This is a genomic window from Hyalangium ruber, assembly GCF_034259325.1.
Taxonomy (GTDB): Bacteria; Myxococcota; Myxococcia; order Myxococcales; family Myxococcaceae; genus Hyalangium_A; species Hyalangium_A rubrum.
Genome location: NZ_JAXIVS010000003.1, coordinates 770450 through 791350, shown reverse-complemented (window position 1 = coordinate 791350; position 20901 = coordinate 770450). Strand labels below are relative to the sequence as shown.

General features: G+C 69.1%; 18 protein-coding genes. 7 read left to right on the top strand and 11 right to left on the bottom strand.

Going from position 1 to position 20901, the window contains the following annotated elements; genetic code table 11:
• Positions 1 to 28: 28 nt before the first annotated feature.
• From SYV04_RS12120 to SYV04_RS12110, 3 genes are read right to left on the bottom strand one after another with little or no spacing between them, the layout of a single operon-like run.
• Positions 29 to 265 carry a helix-turn-helix domain-containing protein gene (locus SYV04_RS12120; RefSeq protein WP_321545859.1) on the bottom strand — a complete coding sequence of 79 codons (237 nt, stop codon included), beginning with the start codon at positions 263 to 265 and terminating at the stop codon, positions 29 to 31.
• Positions 265 to 546: a DUF2975 domain-containing protein gene (locus SYV04_RS12115; protein ID WP_321545858.1), complete on the bottom strand. Its 282-nt coding sequence runs from the start codon at positions 544 to 546 to the stop codon at positions 265 to 267. Before SYV04_RS12115 ends, SYV04_RS12120 begins: the two co-directional genes overlap by 1 nt.
• Complete coding sequence (locus SYV04_RS12110; protein WP_321545897.1) at positions 441 to 776, bottom strand: hypothetical protein; 336 nt, start codon at positions 774 to 776, stop codon at positions 441 to 443. Before SYV04_RS12110 ends, SYV04_RS12115 begins: the two co-directional genes overlap by 106 nt.
• 91 nt (positions 777 to 867) lie before the next feature.
• Between SYV04_RS12110 and SYV04_RS12105 the strand changes: the two genes are divergently transcribed.
• Positions 868 to 1806: a leucine-rich repeat domain-containing protein gene (locus tag SYV04_RS12105; RefSeq protein ID WP_321545857.1), complete on the top strand. Its 939-nt coding sequence runs from the start codon at positions 868 to 870 to the stop codon at positions 1804 to 1806.
• Positions 1807 to 1814: 8 nt separating this feature from the next.
• On the opposite strand, the gene SYV04_RS12100 is transcribed toward SYV04_RS12105, so the two are convergent.
• The 4 genes from SYV04_RS12100 to SYV04_RS12085 all read right to left on the bottom strand — a co-directional run bounded on the left by SYV04_RS12100 (position 1815) and on the right by SYV04_RS12085 (position 8403).
• A complete protein-coding gene (locus SYV04_RS12100; protein WP_321545856.1) occupies positions 1815 to 2927 on the bottom strand; it encodes an FAD-dependent oxidoreductase in 1113 nt (370 codons plus the stop codon).
• Positions 2927 to 4795 carry a LodA/GoxA family CTQ-dependent oxidase gene (locus SYV04_RS12095; RefSeq protein WP_321545855.1) on the bottom strand — a complete coding sequence of 623 codons (1869 nt, stop codon included), beginning with the start codon at positions 4793 to 4795 and terminating at the stop codon, positions 2927 to 2929. The genes SYV04_RS12100 and SYV04_RS12095 overlap by 1 nt, the downstream gene beginning before the upstream one ends.
• Before the next feature lie 18 nt (positions 4796 to 4813).
• Positions 4814 to 7036 carry a hypothetical protein gene (locus tag SYV04_RS12090; RefSeq protein WP_321545854.1) on the bottom strand — a complete coding sequence of 741 codons (2223 nt, stop codon included), beginning with the start codon at positions 7034 to 7036 and terminating at the stop codon, positions 4814 to 4816.
• Between the two features lie 530 nt (positions 7037 to 7566).
• Positions 7567 to 8403 (bottom strand): oxidoreductase, encoded by an 837-nt coding sequence (locus SYV04_RS12085; RefSeq protein ID WP_321545853.1) that lies wholly within the window; start codon positions 8401 to 8403, stop codon positions 7567 to 7569.
• 123 nt (positions 8404 to 8526) lie between these two features.
• Here SYV04_RS12085 and SYV04_RS12080 point away from each other — a divergent pair, with 123 nt between their 5' ends.
• The gene (locus tag SYV04_RS12080; RefSeq protein WP_321545852.1) at positions 8527 to 9420 is read left to right on the top strand and encodes a LysR family transcriptional regulator; all 894 of its coding nucleotides are present in this window, start codon (positions 8527 to 8529) and stop codon (positions 9418 to 9420) included.
• Positions 9421 to 9444: 24 nt separating this feature from the next.
• Here the strand turns inward: SYV04_RS12080 and SYV04_RS12075 are convergent, their stop codons facing one another.
• The 4 genes from SYV04_RS12075 to SYV04_RS12060 all read right to left on the bottom strand — a co-directional run bounded on the left by SYV04_RS12075 (position 9445) and on the right by SYV04_RS12060 (position 13143).
• Positions 9445 to 10023 (bottom strand): hypothetical protein, encoded by a 579-nt coding sequence (locus SYV04_RS12075; RefSeq protein WP_321545851.1) that lies wholly within the window; start codon positions 10021 to 10023, stop codon positions 9445 to 9447.
• Between the two features lie 420 nt (positions 10024 to 10443).
• Positions 10444 to 10569, bottom strand: coding sequence for a hypothetical protein (locus SYV04_RS12070; protein ID WP_321545850.1), 126 nt, complete (start codon positions 10567 to 10569; stop codon positions 10444 to 10446).
• 41 nt (positions 10570 to 10610) lie between these two features.
• Positions 10611 to 10943, bottom strand: coding sequence for a hypothetical protein (locus tag SYV04_RS12065; RefSeq protein WP_321545849.1), 333 nt, complete (start codon positions 10941 to 10943; stop codon positions 10611 to 10613).
• A 664-nt stretch (positions 10944 to 11607) separates the two neighbouring features.
• Positions 11608 to 13143, bottom strand: a complete 1536-nt coding sequence (locus SYV04_RS12060; RefSeq protein ID WP_321545848.1) for a S8 family serine peptidase — start codon at positions 13141 to 13143, stop codon at positions 11608 to 11610.
• A 259-nt stretch (positions 13144 to 13402) separates the two neighbouring features.
• On the opposite strand from SYV04_RS12060, the gene SYV04_RS12055 reads away from it, so the two are divergent.
• Genes SYV04_RS12055 through SYV04_RS12035 form a run of 5 tightly spaced genes read left to right on the top strand, consistent with a single transcriptional unit; the run spans position 13403 to position 20894 of the window.
• A complete protein-coding gene (locus SYV04_RS12055) occupies positions 13403 to 14647 on the top strand; it encodes a TolC family protein (RefSeq protein ID WP_321545847.1) in 1245 nt (414 codons plus the stop codon).
• Entirely contained in the window at positions 14644 to 15195 is a 552-nt protein-coding gene (locus tag SYV04_RS12050) for a hypothetical protein (protein WP_321545846.1), read from the top strand. The genes SYV04_RS12055 and SYV04_RS12050 overlap by 4 nt, the downstream gene beginning before the upstream one ends.
• Positions 15192 to 16358 carry an efflux RND transporter periplasmic adaptor subunit gene (locus SYV04_RS12045; protein ID WP_321545845.1) on the top strand — a complete coding sequence of 389 codons (1167 nt, stop codon included), beginning with the start codon at positions 15192 to 15194 and terminating at the stop codon, positions 16356 to 16358. Before SYV04_RS12050 ends, SYV04_RS12045 begins: the two co-directional genes overlap by 4 nt.
• A complete protein-coding gene (locus tag SYV04_RS12040) occupies positions 16359 to 19526 on the top strand; it encodes an efflux RND transporter permease subunit (protein ID WP_321545844.1) in 3168 nt (1055 codons plus the stop codon).
• Between the two features lie 36 nt (positions 19527 to 19562).
• Positions 19563 to 20894: a cupredoxin domain-containing protein gene (locus SYV04_RS12035; RefSeq protein ID WP_321545843.1), complete on the top strand. Its 1332-nt coding sequence runs from the start codon at positions 19563 to 19565 to the stop codon at positions 20892 to 20894.
• Positions 20895 to 20901: the final 7 nt, after the last annotated feature.

Genomic DNA, 20901 nt, shown 5'->3' with positions numbered 1-20901 from the left:
GTCGCGCCACGCCCAGGCCCGCCTGGGCTCACTCCTCGTCTGGCGTCAACAGGTCCGCGGGGTCAGGGTCGTATTTGATCAGCTCGCCCGGCTCGCATCCGAGTGCCGCGCAGAGCTTGGACAGGGTCGAGAACCGGACCCCGCGGACCTTGCCCGAGCGGAACAGGGACAGGTGCGTCTGGCTCACCCCGATCAGCTCGGCGAGCTGCTTCGCCTTCATGCCTTTTCTGGCGAGCACGTCATCCAGCGTGATTCGGATCGGCATCAGAAGATCTCGTCGAGTTCATGCTGCAGGGCGGAGGCATGCGCCAAGACGTTCGCGAGGAGCATCAGCGCAAGACCGACCGCGCCCAGCGCGAGCCCGCTCACGTCGTAGGCGATCACGTAGCCCGGCCCGAACCCGAACGCGCGCGTCACGCTCGGGACGATGAACACGCCGATCAACGCACCGGTCGCCAGCATGACCCCGACGCGATGCAGGGCCCGGTGATCGTCGGGGTGTAGAGCTCGCCTCGCGCGAACGCGGCCAAGGCCTGTCGGACCCACCAGAGCGCCAGCAAATAGAACACCTCAGGGCTGGCCGCCACGCACTGCATGGCCAGTCGGCGCGCCGGTTCTGCGCCTCCCTCGCGGACGAGGGCAATCGTCACGGCGGAGAAGCGCTCGAGCACCAGCAACGCCAACAGAAAGGTCACCAGCAACGTCATCAGTCGGCGGAGGCGGGTGCTGCGCGCCTGGATCCGGGCGGTCATCGTTTTCGCGGTCATCCTGTTCACGCTCGCCGGCTACTGGCTCTTCGCGACCCGGAAGGAAAAGGGCTGAGCGTGGATCGTCGCGGTGCTTCCTCCGATGCTGTAGCCTGTCGTGATGACCGTGTCCCAACCGCCGCCGATTGAATCGGTCGTCACCGCCTTTCTTCAGAAGGGCTACGTCCCTGCGAAGGGCGGGAAGCTCCGGGTAGAGCAGGCGCTGACGCTGCCCCTGAGAGAGCAGCTCGTGCAGCTCATCGCGAGTAAGGAGCCGGCCAACATCGCCTTCGTGTGCGGGCTGCTCCAGCGCGACGACTTCCCGGCGCCGCTGTCCACCTCGCTGCGTGAACTCCTGCTGGAAGACGGGACCGCCAAGCGGGTGGCGTTCGAGTGCGGTCATCTCGAGCTGTTCGAAGACTATTCGCGTCTTCGCTTCGATGGGTACTCGAAGCCCGCGCTTCCGGGGGGGCTCGGCCGGCTCGCACAGCTCAAGGATCTGTCGCTGATCCACGGGGACCTGGAGGCAATACCTGAAGAGATCGGGCTCCTTGGAGAGCTCACGGTGCTCTACGCGAACTTCCAACGCCTCCAGTCCGTCTCGCCAGCGATTGGCCGGCTGGGGAAGCTCAAAGCCCTCTATCTCAACAACAACCAGCTCACCGCGCTGCCTGGGTCGGTGGCCGGACTTGCTCGCCTCGAGAAGCTTCATCTCGACGGAAACCGCTTTGACCACGTGCCCTCAGGGATCTGGCACATGTCGAGCTTGAGAGATCTCGATCTGACCGGCAACCAACTCACTCGGATTCCCGATGAGATCGCCCAGCTCTCGAACCTGGAGCACCTGCGGCTTGGCAGCAACCCCATCAAGGCCATCTCGCCCCGGATCGCGGAGCTCTCTCGGCTCGAGCGCCTCTCCCTCAACGATGAAAGCGATTTCCGCCTGCTGCCGGAGGAGCTCCAAGCCCGCGTGAAGGACAAATACGTCTGTGAGATGGACGGCTATCTCGAGATCAATCTCCGAGCCAAGCACAGCCCCGTGCCCCTCGGCTCGAAGTAGCCGTCTCATCACCCCAGCGCTAGCGGAGCAGGCGCGTGTCGCCGCTGCCAGAAGGCCTCGCCCATCCAACGCTGCTCCTGAGCGTAGTGGGCTTGGCGTGCCTCCAGGTAGCCGGAGAACTCCTCCTCCCGCTCCCGTGCGTAGTCCTCCAACGCCTCTCGGTCCCCTCTCAGGGAGGCCAACAGAGCGCGTGCCGCGGCCTGCCCCGTGCGCAGCCCCTTGACGATGCCGCTCGAGGACAGGGGATCCCACATGGCCGCCGCGTCCCCCACGGCCGCCCAGCCTTCTCCGGCCGCACGCTCCAGGCGGCTCGTCTCGCAGGGGCGGACATGCAGCCGCTGCACCGTCGGCAGCTCTCCCAGCCCCCGCGTCAGGTGACGGGTCTGGGCCAGCAGCGCGCTCCACCCGGCAGGGCGCAACGCGTTGTGGCGCTCCAGCACATCCACGTCGCTCATCAGGGTGAAGATGATGCGCCCCTGGGGCAGGGGCGCCGCGTACCACCAGCCCGAGGGGGTGGCCTCCACCCGGAGCAGGTGCTCCTCATGGCTCGGCGGCCTGTCCACGACGGCCGACACGCTGCAGAGCTTGTCATGGTTCTGCCGCCGCACGCCGCAGTAGCGCGCCACCTGTGCCGAGCGTCCCGTGGCATCCACCAACACCGTGCAGTGCAACTTCCTCGGGCCCTCGGGCGTGCTGAGCTGGAGCCGCCACCCGCGCTCCTCACGCTCCAGGTGGGTGACGCAGGCGTTCGACCACAGCTCCACGCCCTGGGACCGCGCGTGGCGCGCCAGCAGGCTGTCCAACTGCCGGCGCTCCACGTGCCAGCCCTGGCCGTAGGGGTTGGTGAGGAAGGAGTGGTGGTGGGGCTTCTCCGAGCCCCAGGTGGCTTCCAGGCCGTACGAGGCCAGGAAGCCCTCCGTCTCCAACGGTTCAGGGGCGAGCCACCGCCGCAGCTCGGCGAACGCCACCGGGGAGAGTGTCTCCCCAGGGCGCCAGGGCGAGTAGTCCGTGCGCTCGACCACGCAGGTGGACACCCCCGTCCGCACCAGGGTCAGCGCGGCGCTCAGCCCCGCGACCCCGCCGCCCACCACCACGGCTGTATAGGTGGCTCGCCCGTCCATCACTTGCTCCGCTCTTGCGACTCGAAGAACTGCTCGCCCTCCTGGAGGACGAAGCCCAGGCTCGACCACTTCTGCTGCATCTGGATGTACATGGCCAGGTCCTTGGCGGGAGTGTCCTCCGTGGCTTGGGACTGGAGCTCCGGCTTCTGCGCCTCGACTTCGGCCACCTTCTCCAGCTCGCGCGTCCAGGAGACCATGGCGAGGTCCCCCTTCTTGGCGAACACGTCATCCGGCCGGTGGGCGCACCACCACATGTGGTACATGCGCTCGCCGTCGTACGGGACGTGCGCCGGCGGGTAGAGCTGCTTCTTGCACTGGTAGAAGTCCGCCTGCCAGGGCAGCGCCATCTGCTGGGAGAAGAAGCCTGGGCGGATGGGCAGCGTGTCCGGGGCGCCGGGGAAGACATTCCCCGAGTGCTTGACGCGGAAAGGCGTTCCGTACAACTCGGGCCTGCGCACGATCCAGCTGCAGTCGATGCCGGGGAAGAAGGGGCCTCCCACCGAGTTCTCCATCGCGGCCCGGTCCAGTCCCTCGGCGGTGATGGCCTGGGGAACGGCCTGGGCCGCCGCCGGATCCCAGTCCTCCACGAACTCACCCGCGGCCCAGCGCTCGAGCACCGCGTACTGCACGCGCGTGAGGCTCATGAAGTAGTCCGCTCCGGGCTGCTTCTCCAGGTCCGAGTACTTGTCTCCCAGCCCCTTGGGCATGAGCAGGGGGTCGTTGCCGGCGTTGTTGGAGGGGTTGCGCATGTAGCCGAAGATCGTCCTGCGCATGCGCCTGCCTCGGCTGGAGGACACCGAGCCCAGGTCCTGCTCCACGCCCGCGAGGCTCCCATGGAAGGACTTGGAGGCTTCGGGGTTATGCACCTGGCGCTGCTGCAGGGCCCGCTCGAGCAGCGGGTAGACCTCGTGGAGGAAGGAGGGCTTGTAGCTATTGAACTTGTTCTCCTGGGCGTTCCAGTCCGCCCGCTGCGCCGCGAGCCGCGCGAAGAGCCCCTGGGAGAAGAGGCCATCCGTGTCGAAGAGCTTCACCTCCTGGGGGAAGCGCACCGCCACGTCCCACAGGGTGTCCAGCAGGCGGACGGTGATGCCCACCGAGGGCGCGAAGTCGGGCGGCCCCACCAGGACCCAGGCCCCGGTGTCACCCTCCAGCTTCGCCACCTGCGTCGTGCCGTTCAGCACGTAGGTGACCTCGGCCGACACCGGCCCGTCCGCCATGTCGTCGAACCAGTGGTCGTTGTTCACGTAGTTGTTGATGAGCGTGCCGGGCTTCGTCGTCCGGGCCTCGCCGGGCCCGCCGAGCACGAGCAGGTGGCCATTCTCATCCGTGCGCAGCTCCCCCAGGGACTTGATGGGGATGTGGCTCTTGGTGTTGGTGAAGGGAACCGGCGGGGTGTTGCGGCCCGAGATGGACTTCGCGCCCGGGTCGATGACGAGCAGCCGCTCGCGGTCCGCCGCGGGCACGTGGCTGTTGCGCAGCCGGTTCGGCGTGTCATGCACGCCCGGCTCGGTCTCCGGCCCCTTCCATTGGCCGTTCGCGCCGTCCTGCCCGTCGAACTTGAAGAAGGCGGCCTTGCGGTTGGCCAGGTGGGCCTTCCAGGTGATCTGGGTGATGCCCTGGCTGCCAGCGGTCACCTCGCGCAAGGGGACGATCTTGCTGCCCTGGAGCTCGTACTCGAAGATGCGGAAGCGGGCCGCCTGGCGCTTGACGCGGCCTTGGCTGTCCTTGAAGGGGCGGAACTTCTTCTGGGCAGCGTCGTAGTTGGGCCGCTCGTTGGGCCGCTCGGGGCCGATGAAGAACTCGGTGGGGGAGTCGCCCACGCGGGCGACGCCGATGGAGGGGTGGATGCGGAAGAATCTCTGGCTCATGGTCAATGCTCCGTTCTCTTAGTGGGTTTCCTGATCAAGCTGGTCGAGGAGGTCCAACAGGCGCTGCTTGTCCTTGGCGGGCATGTCGCGGTCGGGGGGCATCTTGAAACCGATGACCTTGGCCTGAGTGGGGTTCGGGTCGATGCGGTCGAGCATGGGACTGGTCTGGTCTGCGATCAGGTCCTTGCTGAAGACATCGAAGCGAATGGCGCCATGGCAGCGGTAGCAGTACTTGTTCAGCAGCCCCAGCAGCTCCTTGTCCTGTGGCGTGGAGCTCCACGTCAGAGGCGTGGGAGTCGGCTTGCGCGTCTTGTGGAGCGGGTGGCTGACGTTGGCGAACTCGAAGCCGCGCTTGATGAGGTCCGGCACTGGCTGAACCGAGTTCTGGTGCAGCTGCAGCCACTCGTCGGTGGCGGCGAGGTGGAAGCTCTGCTTGTTGACGCGCCGCTGCTGGTCGGCGATCTCTCGGTTGAGGGTGCGAATGATGTCGAAGGCAGCGGCGTACTGAGGCGAGTTCGTATCCTTGCCGGCGTCGAACAGGGGGGCCGGAGCGGCCGGCTTGGCCAGAGCGGGGAAGTCGCCATCCGTGACGCGGTCCATCCAGTGGTCCGTGTCCAGGAGGTTGAGGATGGCCTGGCCCTTGAGCGAGCCGTGGCAGGTGTCGCACCCATTGGGCACGAAGTAGGGCGCCGCGCCGGCCGTGTCACCCGCGGCCACCAGGTTGCCCGCGTCGAAGAAGGCATCGAGCTGGTAGGAGAGCTTGTAGCCCTTCGACGAGGGGCCGAAGTCCACCCAGTAGATGCTGTCGATCTCCGCGCACTCCTCCTTGGCGCCGGTGCAATGGGTGACGAGGGACACCTGGGTGTTGACGGAGCCGTTCTTCATGTTGCCGGGGACGGTGACCTTCACCGGGCCCCACGGGGAGTCCTTCAGCTGCTCGGTGGGCGGGGTGCCGCCGTAGGGGCTATGGGTGGGCGGGCTGGTGAAGTGGTTGAAGAGGATCCACGCGCTCTCCACGTGGTGCTTCGCCGCCTCGGAGTTGGGGCGGGGGTTGATGCGCACCAGCCGGCGCCAGCCGATGTCGCGCTTCTCGGGAGCCACGGCGAAGTTGACAATCTTGGGCGCGAAGAAGCGGGAGACGAGGATGTCCCCCTTCTGGCGGGGAGGCGGGGTGCCGCCGGAGGTGCGCTCGACGACGGTCCACAGATTGCCGGGGCCCGTGTGCCAGCTGGTGACGCCCTGGGCCGTGTCGGGGCGGTGCAGGTAGTCGCCCTTCCACGACTTGAGCATGAGCTTGCCGTTGGTGAACTCGGCCGTCCAATCGTTGCCGGGGCCCGTGTGCCAGCTGGTGACGCCCTGGGCGGTGTCGGGGCGGTGCAGGTAGTCCCCCTTCGAGGACTTGAGCCGGACCTTGTTTCCCACGCACTCAGCGGTCCAGAGGTTGCCGGTCCCCGTGGCTGCGGAGGTGACACCCTGGGCGGTGTCGGGACGGTTCAGCGAGTCGCCCTTGAACGACTTGAGCTCGATGGGCTTGCCACAGTAGGGGAAGGCCACCGCGGGGGGCGGGGTGGGGCCGCCGCGCTCGACGACGGTCCACTGATTGCCGATGCCCGTGTGCCAGGTGGTGACGCCCTGGGTGCTGTCGGGACGGTGCAGGTAGTCACCCTTCCACGACTTGAGCATGAGCTTGCCGTTGGTGAACTCGGCCGTCCAATCGTTGCCGACGCCCGTGTGCCAGGTGGTGATGCCCTGGTTGCTGTCGGGGCGGTGCAGGTAGTCCCCCTTCGAGGACTTGAGCCGGACCTTGTCTCCCACACACTCGACGGCCCAGAGGTTGCCGGTCCCCGTGGCCGCGGAGGTGACACCCTGGGCGATGTCGGGACGGTTCAGCGAGTCGCCCTTCCACGACTTGAGCTCGATGGACTTGCCACAGTAGGGGAAGGCCGCCGCAGGGGGCGGGTTGGAGCCGCCGCCCATCAACTTCTCAGGGGCCTCGAACTCCACGAACTCGGGAGAGAGCTCCGAGTAGCCGAGGTAGTTGAGCAGCTCCTGCATGTTGGCCTTCGACTCGATGGTCTCCGGCGTGAGGAAGTTCAGCGTCCTGGCGAGTTTCTTGTAGTAGGCCGAGGCCTCCGCCGCGCTGCCGTTGTTGAGCGCGCTGGGTTTGGCTGGGGGAGCGGCGGGCTGGGCGGAGGCTGTCGAGCCCAGCAGCAGGAGCGCGGAGAAGAGGCCCGCCCGCACGCGGCCACCTCGGTGGCGAGGGCGGGTGGGGGATGAGGCATGGCGGGGAGGTCTATGGAAAGGCATGCGGTTCTCCGGCTCAGGTGCTCTGCGGAGCCGGAGTAATGCAGGGCTTGCGCCAGGACGACGCGCTGCTGGGAAGAGGGCTCTCGTGAAGGGAGCGCGGCGTGGTGCCCTGGGGAAGGGCACGTGTCAGGAGGGAGCGCTGACACGCCAGCGTGACGAGCAACACGTCAGCAGCCGCGACTGACACGTCGGAGCGGCGGGTGGCGCATCCACCGAGATGAAGCGAAGGTTCACGTGTGAGCAGGGAGAGGAGTTCAATGGATCGCGGTGCGGTGTGGGGTTCAGGGTGTTCCCGACAGGAAAAGCGCCGCTCTTTTCTGCACAAACGAGACCGACCTTGAAACCTCTCCCTTCTGAACCCATACACCCGGAGCCGACTGACATGTCCGTGATGGAGCTGGCATGTCAGTGACAGGGCTGACACGTCAGGGCTGGCCGCACGAGCACGCCAGCGCCCATGGAGCTCACGGGGCCGTGCCGAACCCATCGGTGGAGAGCGCGAGCTGGCGCCAGGTGGCGATCTCCTCGGCGACGCCGCGGTTCTTGGACTCGATCCGCGCGAGCGTGTCGCTACCGAGCGGCAGTCGCAAGGGAGGATGGGGGGCCTCCACCAGCGCGAGCATGGCCTTGGCCAGCTTCGCGGGATTGCCCGGCTGCGCGTGGTTGAGATCGCCCGCGAGCTGACGCGTGGCGCCCACGGTCTCCGCATAGTCGGCGATCGGCTTGGACACCGAGAGGGACTGGGCATCGAGGAAGTCCGTGCGGAAGAAGCCGGGCTCCACGACGGTCGCCTTGATGCCCAGGGGGGCCAGCTCGGCGGCCAGAGCCTCCGTGAGGCCCTCGACCGCGAACTTGGTGGCGCCGTAGACGCCCCATCCCGCGAAGGCACTGTAACCACCAATCGACGAGATGTTGATGACATGCCCCGAGCGCTGGCGCCGCATGTGGGGCAGCACCGCGCGGGTGACGGCCAGCAGCCCGAAGACATTGGTGCCGAACACGTGCTCGACCTCCTGGGCACTGGCCTCCTCGACGGCGCTGAGCAGCCCGTAGCCCGCGTTGTTGAGCAGGATGTCGATGCGCCCGAAGCGCTGGATTGCCGCCGCCGCGGCATCCCGGGCCTGCTCCTCCTTCGTGACGTCGAGCGTGACGGCGAGCAGCCGCGGGTGCTCCCCGAACCTCGCGGTGACGCTCTTCGGGTCACGGGCCGTGGCCACGACCGCGTCGCCAGCGGCCAGGGCCTCGGCGGCGATCAGGGCGCCAAAACCACGAGAAGCTCCAGTAATGAACCAAACGCGCATGATGAGTTCCTCTCCAGAAAGCCCCCCGGCAGGTGCGTCGGGCTGGCGAGAGAGAAGGTAGCGGTGGAGCAGTGCTGAGTTAATCTCTTGAATCTTCAATGGGCTGATGAGTTCATTTCAGCAATGAAGCGGATCGATCCTTCAGCCTTGTCGCCCTTCCTGGCCGTGGCCACCCACCGCAGCTTCCGTCGAGCGTCCGTGGAGCTGGGGGTGTCGCCCTCCGCGCTGAGCCATGCGTTGAACGCCATCGAGGACCGTCTGGGCGTGCGGCTGGTCAATCGCACCACGCGCAGTGTCGCGCTGACGGAAGCCGGTGAGCGGCTGTTCGCGCGCCTCCGCCCCGCCTTCCGAGACATCAGCGATGCGCTCGAGGATCTGAACACCTTCCGAGGCCGACCGATGGGGACGCTGCGCATCAACGCGGCCCGGCAGTCGGCGCAGTTGGCGCTCATGCCCATCGTCACCCGATTTCTCCGGGCCTATCCGGACGTGCGCGTGGAGGTGCGGGTGGACGACGCGCTGAGCGACATCGTGTCGGCGGGATTCGACGCCGGGGTGCGCTTCGGCGAGAGCATCGCCGCTGACATGCTCGCCGTTCCGTTGGGCCCGCGGCAGAGGTCCGCCGTCGTGGCCTCGCCGGAGTACTTCGAGCGACACGCGAAGCCCAGGACGCCGCATGACCTGCGCGATCTGCCCTGCATCCGCTACCGGTTTCTCAGCGGTGTGCTTTACGGCTGGGAGTTCGAGCGCGACGGCGAAGAGGTCGTGATTGAGGTCGACGGCCCGCTGACGCTCAGTGACCAGGGCCTCATGGTGGAGGCGGCGTTGGAGGGCGTAGGTCTGGCCTATGTCTTCGAGGGGCAGGTGAGCACGCTGCTCGCGGAGGGACGCCTGGTGAGGGTCCTCGAAGACTGGTGCCCTCCCTACCCTGGCTTCTTCCTCTACTACCCCAGCCGACGCCAGCTCCCGGCGACGCTCCGGGCCTTCGTCGATTTCACGAAGGCCCCCGTACCGTAAAGGCTCCCATCCCTCTGATGCGCCCTAGTCCGCGTTGGACCAGTTGCACTCCCCACCGCTGCTGGACTCCTTGGTGCTCGACTGGAGCTTCTCCGGGCCAGGCTTGAACGTGGTGGTGGAGGTCTCGACGATGGGCGTGCAGAACGGGTAGTTGACCGTGGGAGAGGAGCACTCGGTGCGCAGGACGAGCGCTGCCCCCTTGCGCTGCAGGCTCACCTCACAGCCGGACATCTCGCCGGAGCGCGCCTCGAAGTCCTGGAGCTGGGCGTCCACCTGCTTGCCGTTCGAATCACGCAGCACGGTGCGCACGTACATGCGCGGGACAGCGGGGGTGGTGGCCGGCGAGCCGTTCTCGGTTCGCACGAGCGTCACCGTGAGGCCGCGGTTGCCCTGCGTCAGCGCCTCCTTGCTGACCAGCTTCGCCTCGTGCTCGGGGCGCGGGCAGTCGAGCTGTTCGGCGGGGACGCGCACCGGTCGTACGTAGGTGCCCGGGTAGAGCGCCTGCAGGAGCGGCAGCACGGCCTCGGCGGATGCGGGCTCACACAGGCCGAGCAGCAGAACGTGGAACCCAGGCTTGAGGCCCTGCACTTCGTCGCTCTTCACCAAGCGCGGAGCATCCTTAGGAAATGCCACGACTCCGGCGGCGAGGGGCGCCTCCTTGCTCCAGCGCTCCTGGTGTTGCTTCGCCTCGTCGGCTGAGCGCCCCCCTGTCCATATCACCGCGTGCGCTTCCACCGTTTCTTGCGCCAGTGCCAGGCCCGGCAGGAAACACAGCAGCAGGAGTGAAACTCGCATCGGGACGCCTCCAGCCCAAGTGGCTCGTGCCAGAGCGTACAGGATGCGAGCCGGTCGAACACCTGCTCAGGTTATTGCTGGGCTTCTCGAGAGAGAGGCGGCGGGAATCGAACCCGCCGCTTGGAACTTCTGGTGAGAGCGATCCAATGCGCAGTTGGCCACCACCCGGCGGGCAATTCTCACGCTCCCCAACGAGGTCCGCCGGGAACTACCAAGGCTCTTGCCGCGCTACTCCTGGCCAGAGGGTGCGTCGTCCTTTCGCTCCACCCACCGGCCCCGGAGCACGTAGTCCCCGCGTTCGACGGACTGAATCATGCGTCTGGTGGCCTGCCGGAACTCAGGGTCCTTCTTCATGCGCTCCCTCATCTCGGCGACTACCTGTTTGAACATCGGGCTCATCGTTTCTTCAGTGAGTTCATCCACGCGGTCTCCACCGTTTTGAGAAGAGCCGTCAACTCCGGGAGCTCGTCGAGATCCTTGCACGCCTCCAATACCTCCTGCTCCAGGCGGAGTTGATACTGCAGAAGAGCCTGCGACAGCGCCATGCTTGGGCGGTCCTTCTTCTTGGACACCTCGATCCACAGATTCGCCAAGCACGAGAAGTAGGCCCGCGCCCCGATGCACACCACCTCTCGTTCTGAGGCGCGCGCGAGCGCTCGTGAAACCGACGGGAACCGGGTTGTGTCGTCCACCAGCTGAGCGCAGTTGTCCGCGTACATTGCCACCATGGCCTCCTCCTTGGATACGGCAGGCGGGGTGAAACCAAGGACGCTCGGTAACTCGTACTCGCCCGCAGCCGCCCTCGGCCTGTCCGCGCTCCATAGGCCCGGCTCCTTGGTAGGCGGCAGCACCCGGGAGTTGGGCGAGCGCGGAAGGGGCTCGGAAAAGGAGCCTGGTTGGCCCATGACGGGAGCGCCCACGCCAGGGCGAGCTGGCGCCGCCGGCGGGGCTGGCATGGTTCCGCGCTGGTACTCGGCGGGGCCAGAGCAGGCCAGGAGAAGGAGAGGAAGGAAGCGGAGGTTCACCAAGCCATCTTAACAGGTCTCGCGCAGGACGCGCGACCCAGCAGGTTACGCGACTCGGCGTCAACGGCTCGCTCCACATGGCCGAGGGATTGGCCAAGGAGGGGTGCGGCATCCCCGGCCTGGGAGGGTTGTGGTGGAAGTGCGCATCGCCCAGCAGCGCTGTCCCACGGCGCACGGAGGCTCTCGGCGGTGGCTTCTCTGTCCCCGGTGCGAAGGCCGGGCAGACTGTGGGTTGTCATCCCGAACTCGGGTGGGCGTGCCCGGCACCGGCCTGCGTAGGCGGGTTGAAGGGGAGGACGAGGCGGAAGCTCTTTCTCAGAACCGCGAGCTGGAGGAAGAGCGCCTCCAGCTCGCGGCCGCCGTCAGGCTACCGGCAGAACGTCATGGTCGCCCAGAGAGGCGCGCCCGCGGCGTTGTAGACCACGAGGTTGCAGTCGTCCTGCATCGACACGAAGGCTCCCGGGTTCCCGTACGTGTTCGTGTGCCAGAGCGCGGCGCCCGAAGCCGGATACAGCACGAAGTTGCCATCCCCCTGCATGACGAGGCTCGAGGTGGCCTGGCCGTAGGTGCTCGTGTGCCAGAGCGCGCCCAGCCGGTCGTAGACGACCACGTTGCCGTCCGTCTGGTGGACCAGCGTGACGTTGCCCGCGCAGGACGAGAGCGACTGACCCGGAGCCAGGGACTGGCCCGCCATCAGCACGCCGCAGGAACCGGACGGAGTCGGGTTGCTGTAGAGCAGGCGGTTGGGCGAGCCGCTGCCCGGGTTCCCCACCTTGTTCGGCGTGGCGTCGCTCAGGAGCGCCGAGGCCACCGCGGCGGGCGAGGCCGCCGGGTTCTTCTCCAGGTACAGCGCCGCCGCGCCTGCCACGTGCGGAGACGCCATCGACGTGCCGCTCATCACCGCCGTGCCGCCGGTCATCGAGGAGGAGGTGATGTTCACGCCCGGAGCGAAGAGGTCCAGGCAGGTGCCGGTGTTGGACCAGGAGGCCCGGTTGTCCGAGCTGTCGGTGGCGCCGACCGTCAGCGCCTCACCCGTGCGCGCCGGAGAGAAGTTGCACGCATCCGAGGTGTTGTTGCCCGCGGCCACCGCGTACGTCACGCCCGCGGCGACGGAGTTGCGTACCGCGTCGTCCACCGCCGGATTGGCGCCGCCGCCGAGGCTCATGTTCGCCACCGCCGGCTTGACGTGGTTGGCCGTCACCCAGTCGATGCCCGCGATGACGCCGGACCAGGTGCCAGAGCCACTACAATCCAGGACGCGCACCGCGTGCAGCCGCACGTTCTTGGCTACGCCCCACGTGGCGCCGCCCACCGTGCCCGCCACGTGCGTGCCGTGTCCCTGACAGTCCGCGGCACCGCGCCCATCGTTGATGGAGGTGAAATCCCCCGTGGCCCGGCCGCCGAAGTCCGAGTGGCCCGTGAAGATGCCCGTGTCCAGGATGTACGCATGCACCCCGGCGCCGCTCGCGCTGTAGCTATAGGTGGTGTCCAGCGGGAGGTTGCGCTGATCGATGCGATCCAGGCCCCAGGTGGCGTTGGGCTGCGTGCCGATGGCGTGCGCCTTGCCGTCCTCCACCACGTAGGCCACCTGCGGCTCGGCGGCGAGCGAGCGCGCCCGCTCCTCGCTGGCCTGGATGACGAAGCCCCGCAGCGCGTGCGAGTAGGTGCGGCTCACGTTGGCGCCGTGCCGCAGGGAGAGCGACTGCGCCACGCTCGGAACGCTGGCGACGCCCACTTCGGAGTCCTTCAGCACGACGATGTACTGCCCGCTGAGGCTGTCGGCGGACTTGAGGAACTTGCTCTCCGCGGCCAGGGGCGCGGCCATGTCCTTCTCGGGCGCTTGAGCGCTGGCCGTCAGGGCGAAGCAGGTGAGCGCCAGGAGTGACTTCTTGGGAATCCGCATGGAACACCTTTCGAGTGATGGTTCACAGGCCCCTCCCCACGGCTGCGGAGCTTCCAGCCATGGGTTGAGGCGGGGCGCACTCTAAAGGGCAGGTCTGACAAAACACGATAAAGCAGCAATCTGTGTGAAAGTGGGAGGGGCTCGCGGGCTCGGTCACACTGTGATGGAAGTGGTCACACTTGGGCACGCGCTGGCGGCGCCAAGTACCTGGAATCGCGAGGCTGCCGGCCGGCACGTGGCTTGCGAAGGAGTGGGGTACATGCTCGCCGTGTCCACCGTGCTCACGCTGCTCCTCTCCACCGCTCCCGTCGCGGAGGCGGAGGCGTGGTCGCTCGAGCGCGTGGTCAGCGAGTCGCTCGCGAAGAGCCCCGAGGTGGCCTCCGCGCGCGCGCAGGAGACGGGCGCCGAGGGCGAGCTGGAGGCGGATGGGCGCTGGCTGCGTCAGAACCCCGAGCTGGAGGTGGAGTACGGCACCGACGCTCCGGCCCAGAATCTCGGGGAGCGGAGGTTGTCGGTGGCCCTCAGCCAGACGCTGGAGGTGGCCGGCCAGCGTGGCTTGAGGGTGGAGCGCGCCGAGGCCGCGCTCGCGGCGGCGCGGGCCCAGCGGCGCGCGGTGGAACTGCGGGTGGCTCGCGCGGCGGCGGACGCGGCGGCGGAGTGGGTGCGGTTCGAGGCGCATGCGCGGCTGGCCGAAGAGGCGCTCGCGGTGGCCCGGGCGCTGGAGGAGGCCTCGGAGCGTCGCTTCACGGCGGGAGATGCGCCAGAGGTGGAGCGCAACGCGGCGGCGCTGGAGCGGGCCCGGGCCGAGGCTCGCGCTGTCCTGGCTCGCTCGCAGGCAGTGTCCGCCCGCGCCATGCTCAACCGCCTGCTCGGAAGAGCCGCTCCCTCGGCCCTGTCGCTTCGGCTGACGCCCTTGGCCGTTCCCTCGGAGCTGCGCGGGGAGCAGCCGGAGTTGGTGGCCGCTCAGTCCGCGGCCGAGGCGGCTCGGGTCGAGGTGGAGCTGCTGCGCCGCGAGCGCATCCCCGACCCCACCGTGAGCCTCGGGTACGAGCGGGAGACCCGGCCGGAGGAGCACGCCACGGGCCCGGACCTCCATACCGCGCCGATGGTGGTGGCGCGGCTCTCCGTGCCGCTGCCGCTGTGGAACCGCAACCAGGGAGAGCTCGCCGCGGCCCGCGCCCGCCGCGCCGCGCGGGAGGCGGAGCGCGAGGCCCAGGCACGGCAGGTGGAGGCCGAGCGCGTCTCCGCCCTCGAGGCCTACAAGGCCGCCTCCGCCGCCGAGGCCGCGCTCACCGCCGTGTTGCCCGGAGTCGAGCGCAACCTGGTCCTCGTGCAGCGTGCCTATGAGGCCGGGCAGCTGGGCCTGGATGCGTTCCTGCTCGCCCGGGACCGGGCCTATGCCGCGCGCGGAGAGGCCATCGATGCCTCCGCGGCGCACGCGCGGGCCCGCTCCGCGCTCCTGGAGGCCTTCGGCCACCTTCCCACGGGAGAGGCTCTGAGATGAGGCGCTGGTCCTTCGTGTTGAGTGCGTTGATGGCCGCGACGGCGCTGGCGCATGGCGGCGAGGAGCATGCCGGGGACGCTCCCGCAGTGGCCTCCACGCAAGGGGAGATGCATGTGCTGGGCGCCTCCGGAGAGGTGTTCGAGGTGGTGCTCAAGCACCCGGCGCATGGCGAGGGTGGGAAGACGCCGCTGCGCGTGTTCGTCGCCGAGCTGGACACCAATGCCCCGGTGGCGGGCGCACAGGTGGAGCTGACGCTCACCGGTCCGACGACGCAGGCGCTCGCGCCGAAGATGGAGTCGCCTGGCGTGTACCGGGCCGAGGCGGAGCTGCCCGTGGAGGCCGAGTTCGCCGCCGTCGCCACCGTGACGCGTGGGCAGACCGTGGATGTGTTGGCGCTCGGCACCGTCCACCTGGAGCACGAGGAGGAGGCCGCTGGCTCGCACGCGGGTGGCGCCTCGGGGCCGTGGCTCCTGGCCGGGGTGGGGCTGGTCGCCCTGGCGCTCGGGGCCTGGGCCGTGGCGCGGCGGGCTCGGAGGGTGGCGTCATGACACGGTGGCGCGGCGTTGTGGGGGTGGCGGTGTGGCTCGTGGCCTCAGGGGCCTTGGCCCATGGCGGCGAAGACCATGGAGGAGGGGCTTCGGCCGCTCCCGCCGACACGGGGCCCTCCTTCTCCGTCCCCAAGGAGACCCAGTTTCTTCTGGAGATTCGCACCGAGCGCGCTCGCGTCCGCCAGTTGGAAGCGCGGCTCGTGGCGCCCGGCAAGGTCGTCCCTCGCACGGACCGCTATGCTCAGGTGTCCTCGCCCGTCTCCGGCGTGGTCGCCGCCTCGGGCGCCGCCATGCCCCTGGTGGGCCAGCGGGTGAAGAAGGGGCAGGTGCTCGCCACCGTCCAGCAGAGCCTCTCCGCCTCCGAGGCCACGGGCCTGTCCACCGAGTTCCTCCAGGCCCAAGCCGAGGCCACCCGCGCCCAGGCTACCCTGGAGCAGGCCCGGAGGGACCTCGCGCGCCTCGAGTCCCTGCAGGGGGTCGTCGCAGAGAAGGACGTGCAGCAGGCTGCCCTCGTCGTGCGCACCGCCGAAGAGGAGCTGTACCGCGCCCGCGCAGCCCGCGACGTGCTCTCCGGCGCCCGTCAGGGCCAGGGCACCGCGCGCTTCCCGCTCACCGCTCCCATCGACGGGGTGCTCGTCGAGGCGCGCGCCACCGTGGGCGAGCAGGTGGACCCCTCGCGCCCCCTCTTCACCGTGCTGGACGCCGCCATCGTCTGGGTGGAGGCCCGTGTCTTCGAGAACGACGTGGCCCGCGTCGAGGCCGCCACGGGCGCGCTCGTGCATAGCGAGGCCTATGCGGATCAGCACTTCCCCGCGCGCCTCTACCACGTGGGACAGGTGGTGGAGGAAGGCACCCGCAGCGTCCGCGTCCTCTTCGAGCTGGACAACAAAGAGGGCCGCCTGCGCCCCGGTATGTTCGTGGAGGTGGCCATCGGTGCCGGGGGCCGAGAGCAGGTGCTCGCCGTGCCCGAGGCCGCCGTGGTGCGGGAGGAGGGCCGCGCCTTCGTCTTCGTCCACACCGGTCCCGAGGACTTCGAGCGCCGCGAGGTGGTGCTGGGCGTCCGGGACGGCGAGTGGTCCGCCGTGCGCCGCGGCCTGAAGGAGGGCGAGCGCGTGGTGGTGCGCGGCGCCTCCACGCTCCAGGCCGCCAGGGGAGGGCGCTAGGTGCTGGACGCCATCATCCGCTTCTCCCTGCGGCACCGCCTCTTCGTCGTCCTCGCGGCGGTGGCGCTGCTCCTCTATGGAGGCTGGGCCGTCACCCGGCTGCCGGTGGATGTGTTCCCGGATCTCAACCGCCCCACCGTCACGGTGATGACGGAGGCGGGCGGCCTGTCCCCCGAGGAGGTGGAGACGCTCGTCACCCGGCCCATCGAGGTGGCGATGAACGGCGCGCCCGGCGTGCGGCGCGTGCGCTCCTCCTCGGGCGTGGGGCTGGCCGTCGTCTACGTGGAGTTCGAGTGGGGCACCGACATCTACCTGGATCGGCAGCTCGTGGCCGAGCGCCTCCAGGTGGCGCGCGAGGGCCTGCCGCGCGACGTGGTGCCGCACCTCGCGCCCGTCTCCTCCATCATGGGAGAGATTCTGCTGCTCGGGGTGCAGAGCGAGGGGGAGCGCACCTCGCCGCTGGAGCTGCGCTCGCTCTCCGACTGGGTCATCCGCCAGCGCCTGCTCACCATCCCCGGCATCGCCCAGGTGACGGTGATGGGCGGCGGGGTGAAGCAGTACCAGGTGCAGGTGGATCCGGAGAAGCTGCTGGCCTTCGGGCTCACCTTCGAGGAGGTGGAGCGAGCGGCGGGGTTGTCCCAGAACAACACCACTGGCGGCTTCATCACCCAGGGCGGCCGTGAGTTCCTGGTGCGAAACCTCGCGCGCAGCGCCTCCGTGGAGGACCTGGCCGCAACCGTGGTGGCCGTGCGCAACGGCGTGCCCGTGCGCCTGTCCCAGGTGGCCAAGGTGGAGGTGGGTCCCGCGGTGAAGCGCGGCGATGGCGGCATGAACGGTCGGCCCGCGGTCATCCTCGCGGTGCAGAAGCAGCCCGGCGCCAGCACCCTGCAGCTCACCGGGCAGGTGGAGGCCGCCGTGGCCGAGCTGCAGCGGACCCTGCCCGAGGACGTCCACATGGAGACGCTCTTCGAGCAGGCCGACTTCATCGAGGCCTCCATCTCCAACGTGGCGGAGGCCCTGCGGGACGGGGCCTTCCTCGTGGTGGTGGTGCTCTTCCTGTTCCTCGTCAATCTGCGCACCACGGTGATTACGCTCACCGCCATCCCGCTCTCGTTCGTGATGACGGCGCTGGTGATGAGCGCCTTCGGGCTGACCATCAACACGCTCACCCTGGGTGGCCTCGCGGTGGCCATCGGTGAGCTGGTGGATGACGCCATCGTGGACGTGGAGAACGTCTACCGGCGCCTCAAGGAGAACCGCCAGAAGGAGCGGCCCGAGCCCCCGCTGCGCGTCATCTACCGCGCTTCCTCCGAGGTGCGGAACTCCATCGTCTTCGCCACCCTCATCGTCGTGCTCGTCTTCCTGCCCCTGTTCGCCATGGGTGGAATCGAGGGCCGCCTCTTCGCGCCGCTGGGCGTGGCGTACATCGTATCCATCGTCGCCTCGCTGCTCGTGTCCCTCACGGTGACGCCGGTGCTGTGCGCGTACCTGCTGCCCAAGGCACGCTTCCTGGAGCACGGTGACAGCGCGCTGGTGCGGGCCCTCAAGGCGCGCGCGCGCAAGCTCTATGAGGTGTCCCTGGCGCACCCCGGCGCGGTGCTCTCGGCGGCGGTGCTGCTGGTGCTGGTGGCGGTGGCCTCCGTGCCCTTCATGGGCCGTGCCTTCCTGCCGGCCTTCAGCGAGGGCACCGCCACGGTGAACGTGCTGGCCGCCCCGGGTACCTCGCTGGAGGAGTCCAACCGTTACGGGTTGCTCGCCGAGCGCCTCATCGTCTCCATCCCCGAGGTGCGCACCGTGGGCCGGCGCACCGGCCGCGCCGAGCAGGACGAGCACGCCGAGGGCGTCCACTACTCGGAGCTGGACGTGGACTTCAAGGAAGGGGGCCGCCCGCGCAACGAGGTGCTCGCGGACATGCGCGCCCGGCTCGCGCAGCTGCCCGGCGTCTCCGTGTCCATCGGCCAGCCCATCTCCCACCGGCTGGACCACCTGCTGTCCGGCATCCGCGCGCAGGTGGCGGTGAAGGTGTTCGGCAGCGACCTGGACGCCCTGCGCGCCAAGGCCGAGGAGGTGCGCCGGGTGATGGCCGAGGTGCCGGGCATCGTGGACCTCCAGGTGGAGCAGCAGACGTTGATTCCCCAGCTCCAGCTCCGGCTCAAGCGCGAGGAGGCGGCGCGGCTGGGAGTGCAGCCGGGCGCCATGGCCGAGCAGCTCGAGAAGGCCTTCAACGGCGTGGTGGTGGGGCAGGTGCTGGAGGGCCAGCGCACCTTCGACGTGCTGGTGCGCTACGACGAGCCGAGCCGCGTCAGCGCGGACGCGTTCCGCCGCGCGCTGGTGGACACGCCCTCGGGCGCGCGCGTGCCGGTGGCGGCGGTGGCGGAGGTGGTGGAGACGCGCGGGCCCAACCTCATCAACCACGACCACCTCCAGCGGCGCGTCGTCGTCATGGCCAACGTGGCGGGCCGGGACCTGGGCAGCGCGGTGGACGAGGTGCGCGCGCGCGTCGCCGAGCGGGTGCGGCTACCCGTGGGCACCACCGTGGCCTACGAGGGGCAGTTCGAGAGCCAGCAGTCGGCCACGCGCCTCATCGCGCTGCTGTCCCTGCTGTCGCTCACCGGCATGTTCCTGGTGCTCTACGCGCACTTCCGCTCGGTGCGGCTGGTGCTCCAGGTGATGCTCAACATTCCCCTGGCCCTGGTGGGCAGTGTGGCGGCGGTGTGGCTCACGGATAGAACGCTCTCGGTGGCCACGCTGGTCGGCTTCATCACCCTGTGCGGCATCGCCAGCCGCAACACCATCATGATGATCTCCCACTACCTGCATCTGGTGGAGGTGGAGGGCGAGCGCTTCGGCCCGGAGATGGTGGTGCGCGGCTCGCTGGAGCGGCTGGTGCCGGTGATGATGACGGCGCTCACGGCGGGGCTGGCGCTGGTGCCGCTGGCGCTCGCGGCGGGAGAGCCGGGCAAGGAGATCCTCCACCCGGTGGCGGTGGTCATCCTGGGAGGCCTGGTCAGCTCGACGATTCTGGACATGGTCGTCACGCCCGCCGTGTTCTATCGATTCGGCCGCCCAGCGATGGAGAAGTACCTGGCACGCAAGCAGGCCTCGCGCGAGGAGGAGGGCGATGCCCTGGCTGCCGCGTCCGAGAGCAGCCTGCCAGGCAGAGCTTGAGAGGGGACGATGGGCGGGAACTTTCGGGAGAACCGTATGAAGCGCTTGATGGGAGTGGTGGTGGTCGCCGGGCTGCTGGCCGCGTGCGACAAGAAGACGCAAGCCCCGGCCGCGCCGCCGGCGGAGACCGCGAAGGCCTCGGCGAAGCAGCCCCACGCCGCCGAGCCGCACGCGCACGCCGCGCCTCACGGGGGCTGGGTGGAGACGACGGCGCGGGGGCACCTGGAGCTGGTGGCTTCGCGCGAGGGTGGCTATCGCGTCTACCTGCTCGATGACGCGCTGAGCCCGCGCCCGGTGGATGGGGCCAGTGGCTCCATCAAGGTGGCCAAGGGCGGGTATCCGGACGTGGCGCTCTCCGTCGTGGGAGACCACCTGGAGGGCCAGGGGCCCGCGCACACCGACGAGCACCTGGTGATGGTGGTGACGGTGGTGCGGGAGGGAAAGCCGGAGACGGCGCGCTTCAACGCGCACCTGGAGGCCGAGGGCCACGGAGACCTGATGGGGGAACTGCGCCAGGAGCCGTGCCCATCCACGCTCCCGGAGGGGCTCACGGCGGAGCAGTGCGCGAAGCAGGGCGGGGTGTACACGGTGGCGGTGCAGGGTGGAGCGCCGGTGCTGGTGCTCACCGCGCCGGGCCAGGATGCCAAGGCCCTGCTCGGGCCGAAGGTGGGCCAGCGCGTCCACATCGCCGGGGCGGTGGAGGAGGTGGGAGGCTCGCGGCGCGTACAGGCCGAGGCCCTCAGCGTGGAGCACGACCACACGCCGCTGCAGGGCGGCATCGTCGCCATGAGCGGAGACATGCACCTGGAGGTGCTCTCGCTGCGCTCGGGCGAGGTGCGCGTCTGGGTGACGGACGCCTTCCGCAAGCCGGTGCCGCTCGCGGGGATGAAGGGGACTGTGGAGGCCGGCGGGCAGAACGTGCCACTCACGCCCGAGCCAGGCGGACAGTTCCTCGCCGCGAAGCTGCCGGCCTCGGAGCAGGAGCGCGAGACGACGGTGCGCCTGCCCATGCCGGGAGATCCCGAGTACTTCATCACCTTCCTGCTCGCGCCGAAGGACGGCAGCGTGGCGGTGGCCTCGCCCGCGGCGAAGGCGGACGCGAGCGGGGTGCAGGAGGTGACCATCACCGTGGCGGGCGGCTACTCGCCGAGCGAGGTGAAGCTGAAGAAGGGCATGCCGGTCCGGCTGCGCTTCATCCGCAAGGACACCGGCGGGTGCGCCGATGAGCTGCTCATCCCGGACTTCGGTGTGAAGCAGCCGCTGCCGGGGCTGACGGAGACGGTGGTGGAGTTCACCCCGGACAAGACTGGCTCCTTCCCCTTCACCTGCGGCATGCGGATGTTGAAGGGCACGCTCGTGGTGAACTGAGGCGGGT

Excerpts from the sequence above, each read along its gene's own strand:
- SYV04_RS12095 (WP_321545855.1), bottom strand. The coding sequence starts at position 4,795 with ATGAGCCAGAGATTCTTCCGCATCCACCCCTCCATCGGCGTCGCCCGC.
- SYV04_RS12070 (WP_321545850.1), bottom strand. The coding sequence starts at position 10,569 with ATGAAGAAGGACCCTGAGTTCCGGCAGGCCACCAGACGCATGATTCAG.
- SYV04_RS12055 (WP_321545847.1), top strand. The coding sequence starts at position 13,403 with ATGCTCGCCGTGTCCACCGTGCTCACGCTGCTCCTCTCCACCGCTCCC.
- SYV04_RS12100 (WP_321545856.1), bottom strand. The coding sequence starts at position 2,927 with ATGGACGGGCGAGCCACCTATACAGCCGTGGTGGTGGGCGGCGGGGTC.
- SYV04_RS12035 (WP_321545843.1), top strand. The coding sequence starts at position 19,563 with ATGAAGCGCTTGATGGGAGTGGTGGTGGTCGCCGGGCTGCTGGCCGCG.
- SYV04_RS12050 (WP_321545846.1), top strand. The coding sequence starts at position 14,644 with ATGAGGCGCTGGTCCTTCGTGTTGAGTGCGTTGATGGCCGCGACGGCG.
- SYV04_RS12105 (WP_321545857.1), top strand. The coding sequence starts at position 868 with ATGACCGTGTCCCAACCGCCGCCGATTGAATCGGTCGTCACCGCCTTT.
- SYV04_RS12085 (WP_321545853.1), bottom strand. The coding sequence starts at position 8,403 with ATGCGCGTTTGGTTCATTACTGGAGCTTCTCGTGGTTTTGGCGCCCTG.
- SYV04_RS12060 (WP_321545848.1), bottom strand. The coding sequence starts at position 13,143 with ATGCGGATTCCCAAGAAGTCACTCCTGGCGCTCACCTGCTTCGCCCTG.
- SYV04_RS12120 (WP_321545859.1), bottom strand. The coding sequence starts at position 265 with ATGCCGATCCGAATCACGCTGGATGACGTGCTCGCCAGAAAAGGCATG.
- SYV04_RS12080 (WP_321545852.1), top strand. The coding sequence starts at position 8,527 with ATGAAGCGGATCGATCCTTCAGCCTTGTCGCCCTTCCTGGCCGTGGCC.
- SYV04_RS12065 (WP_321545849.1), bottom strand. The coding sequence starts at position 10,943 with ATGGTGGCAATGTACGCGGACAACTGCGCTCAGCTGGTGGACGACACA.
- SYV04_RS12045 (WP_321545845.1), top strand. The coding sequence starts at position 15,192 with ATGACACGGTGGCGCGGCGTTGTGGGGGTGGCGGTGTGGCTCGTGGCC.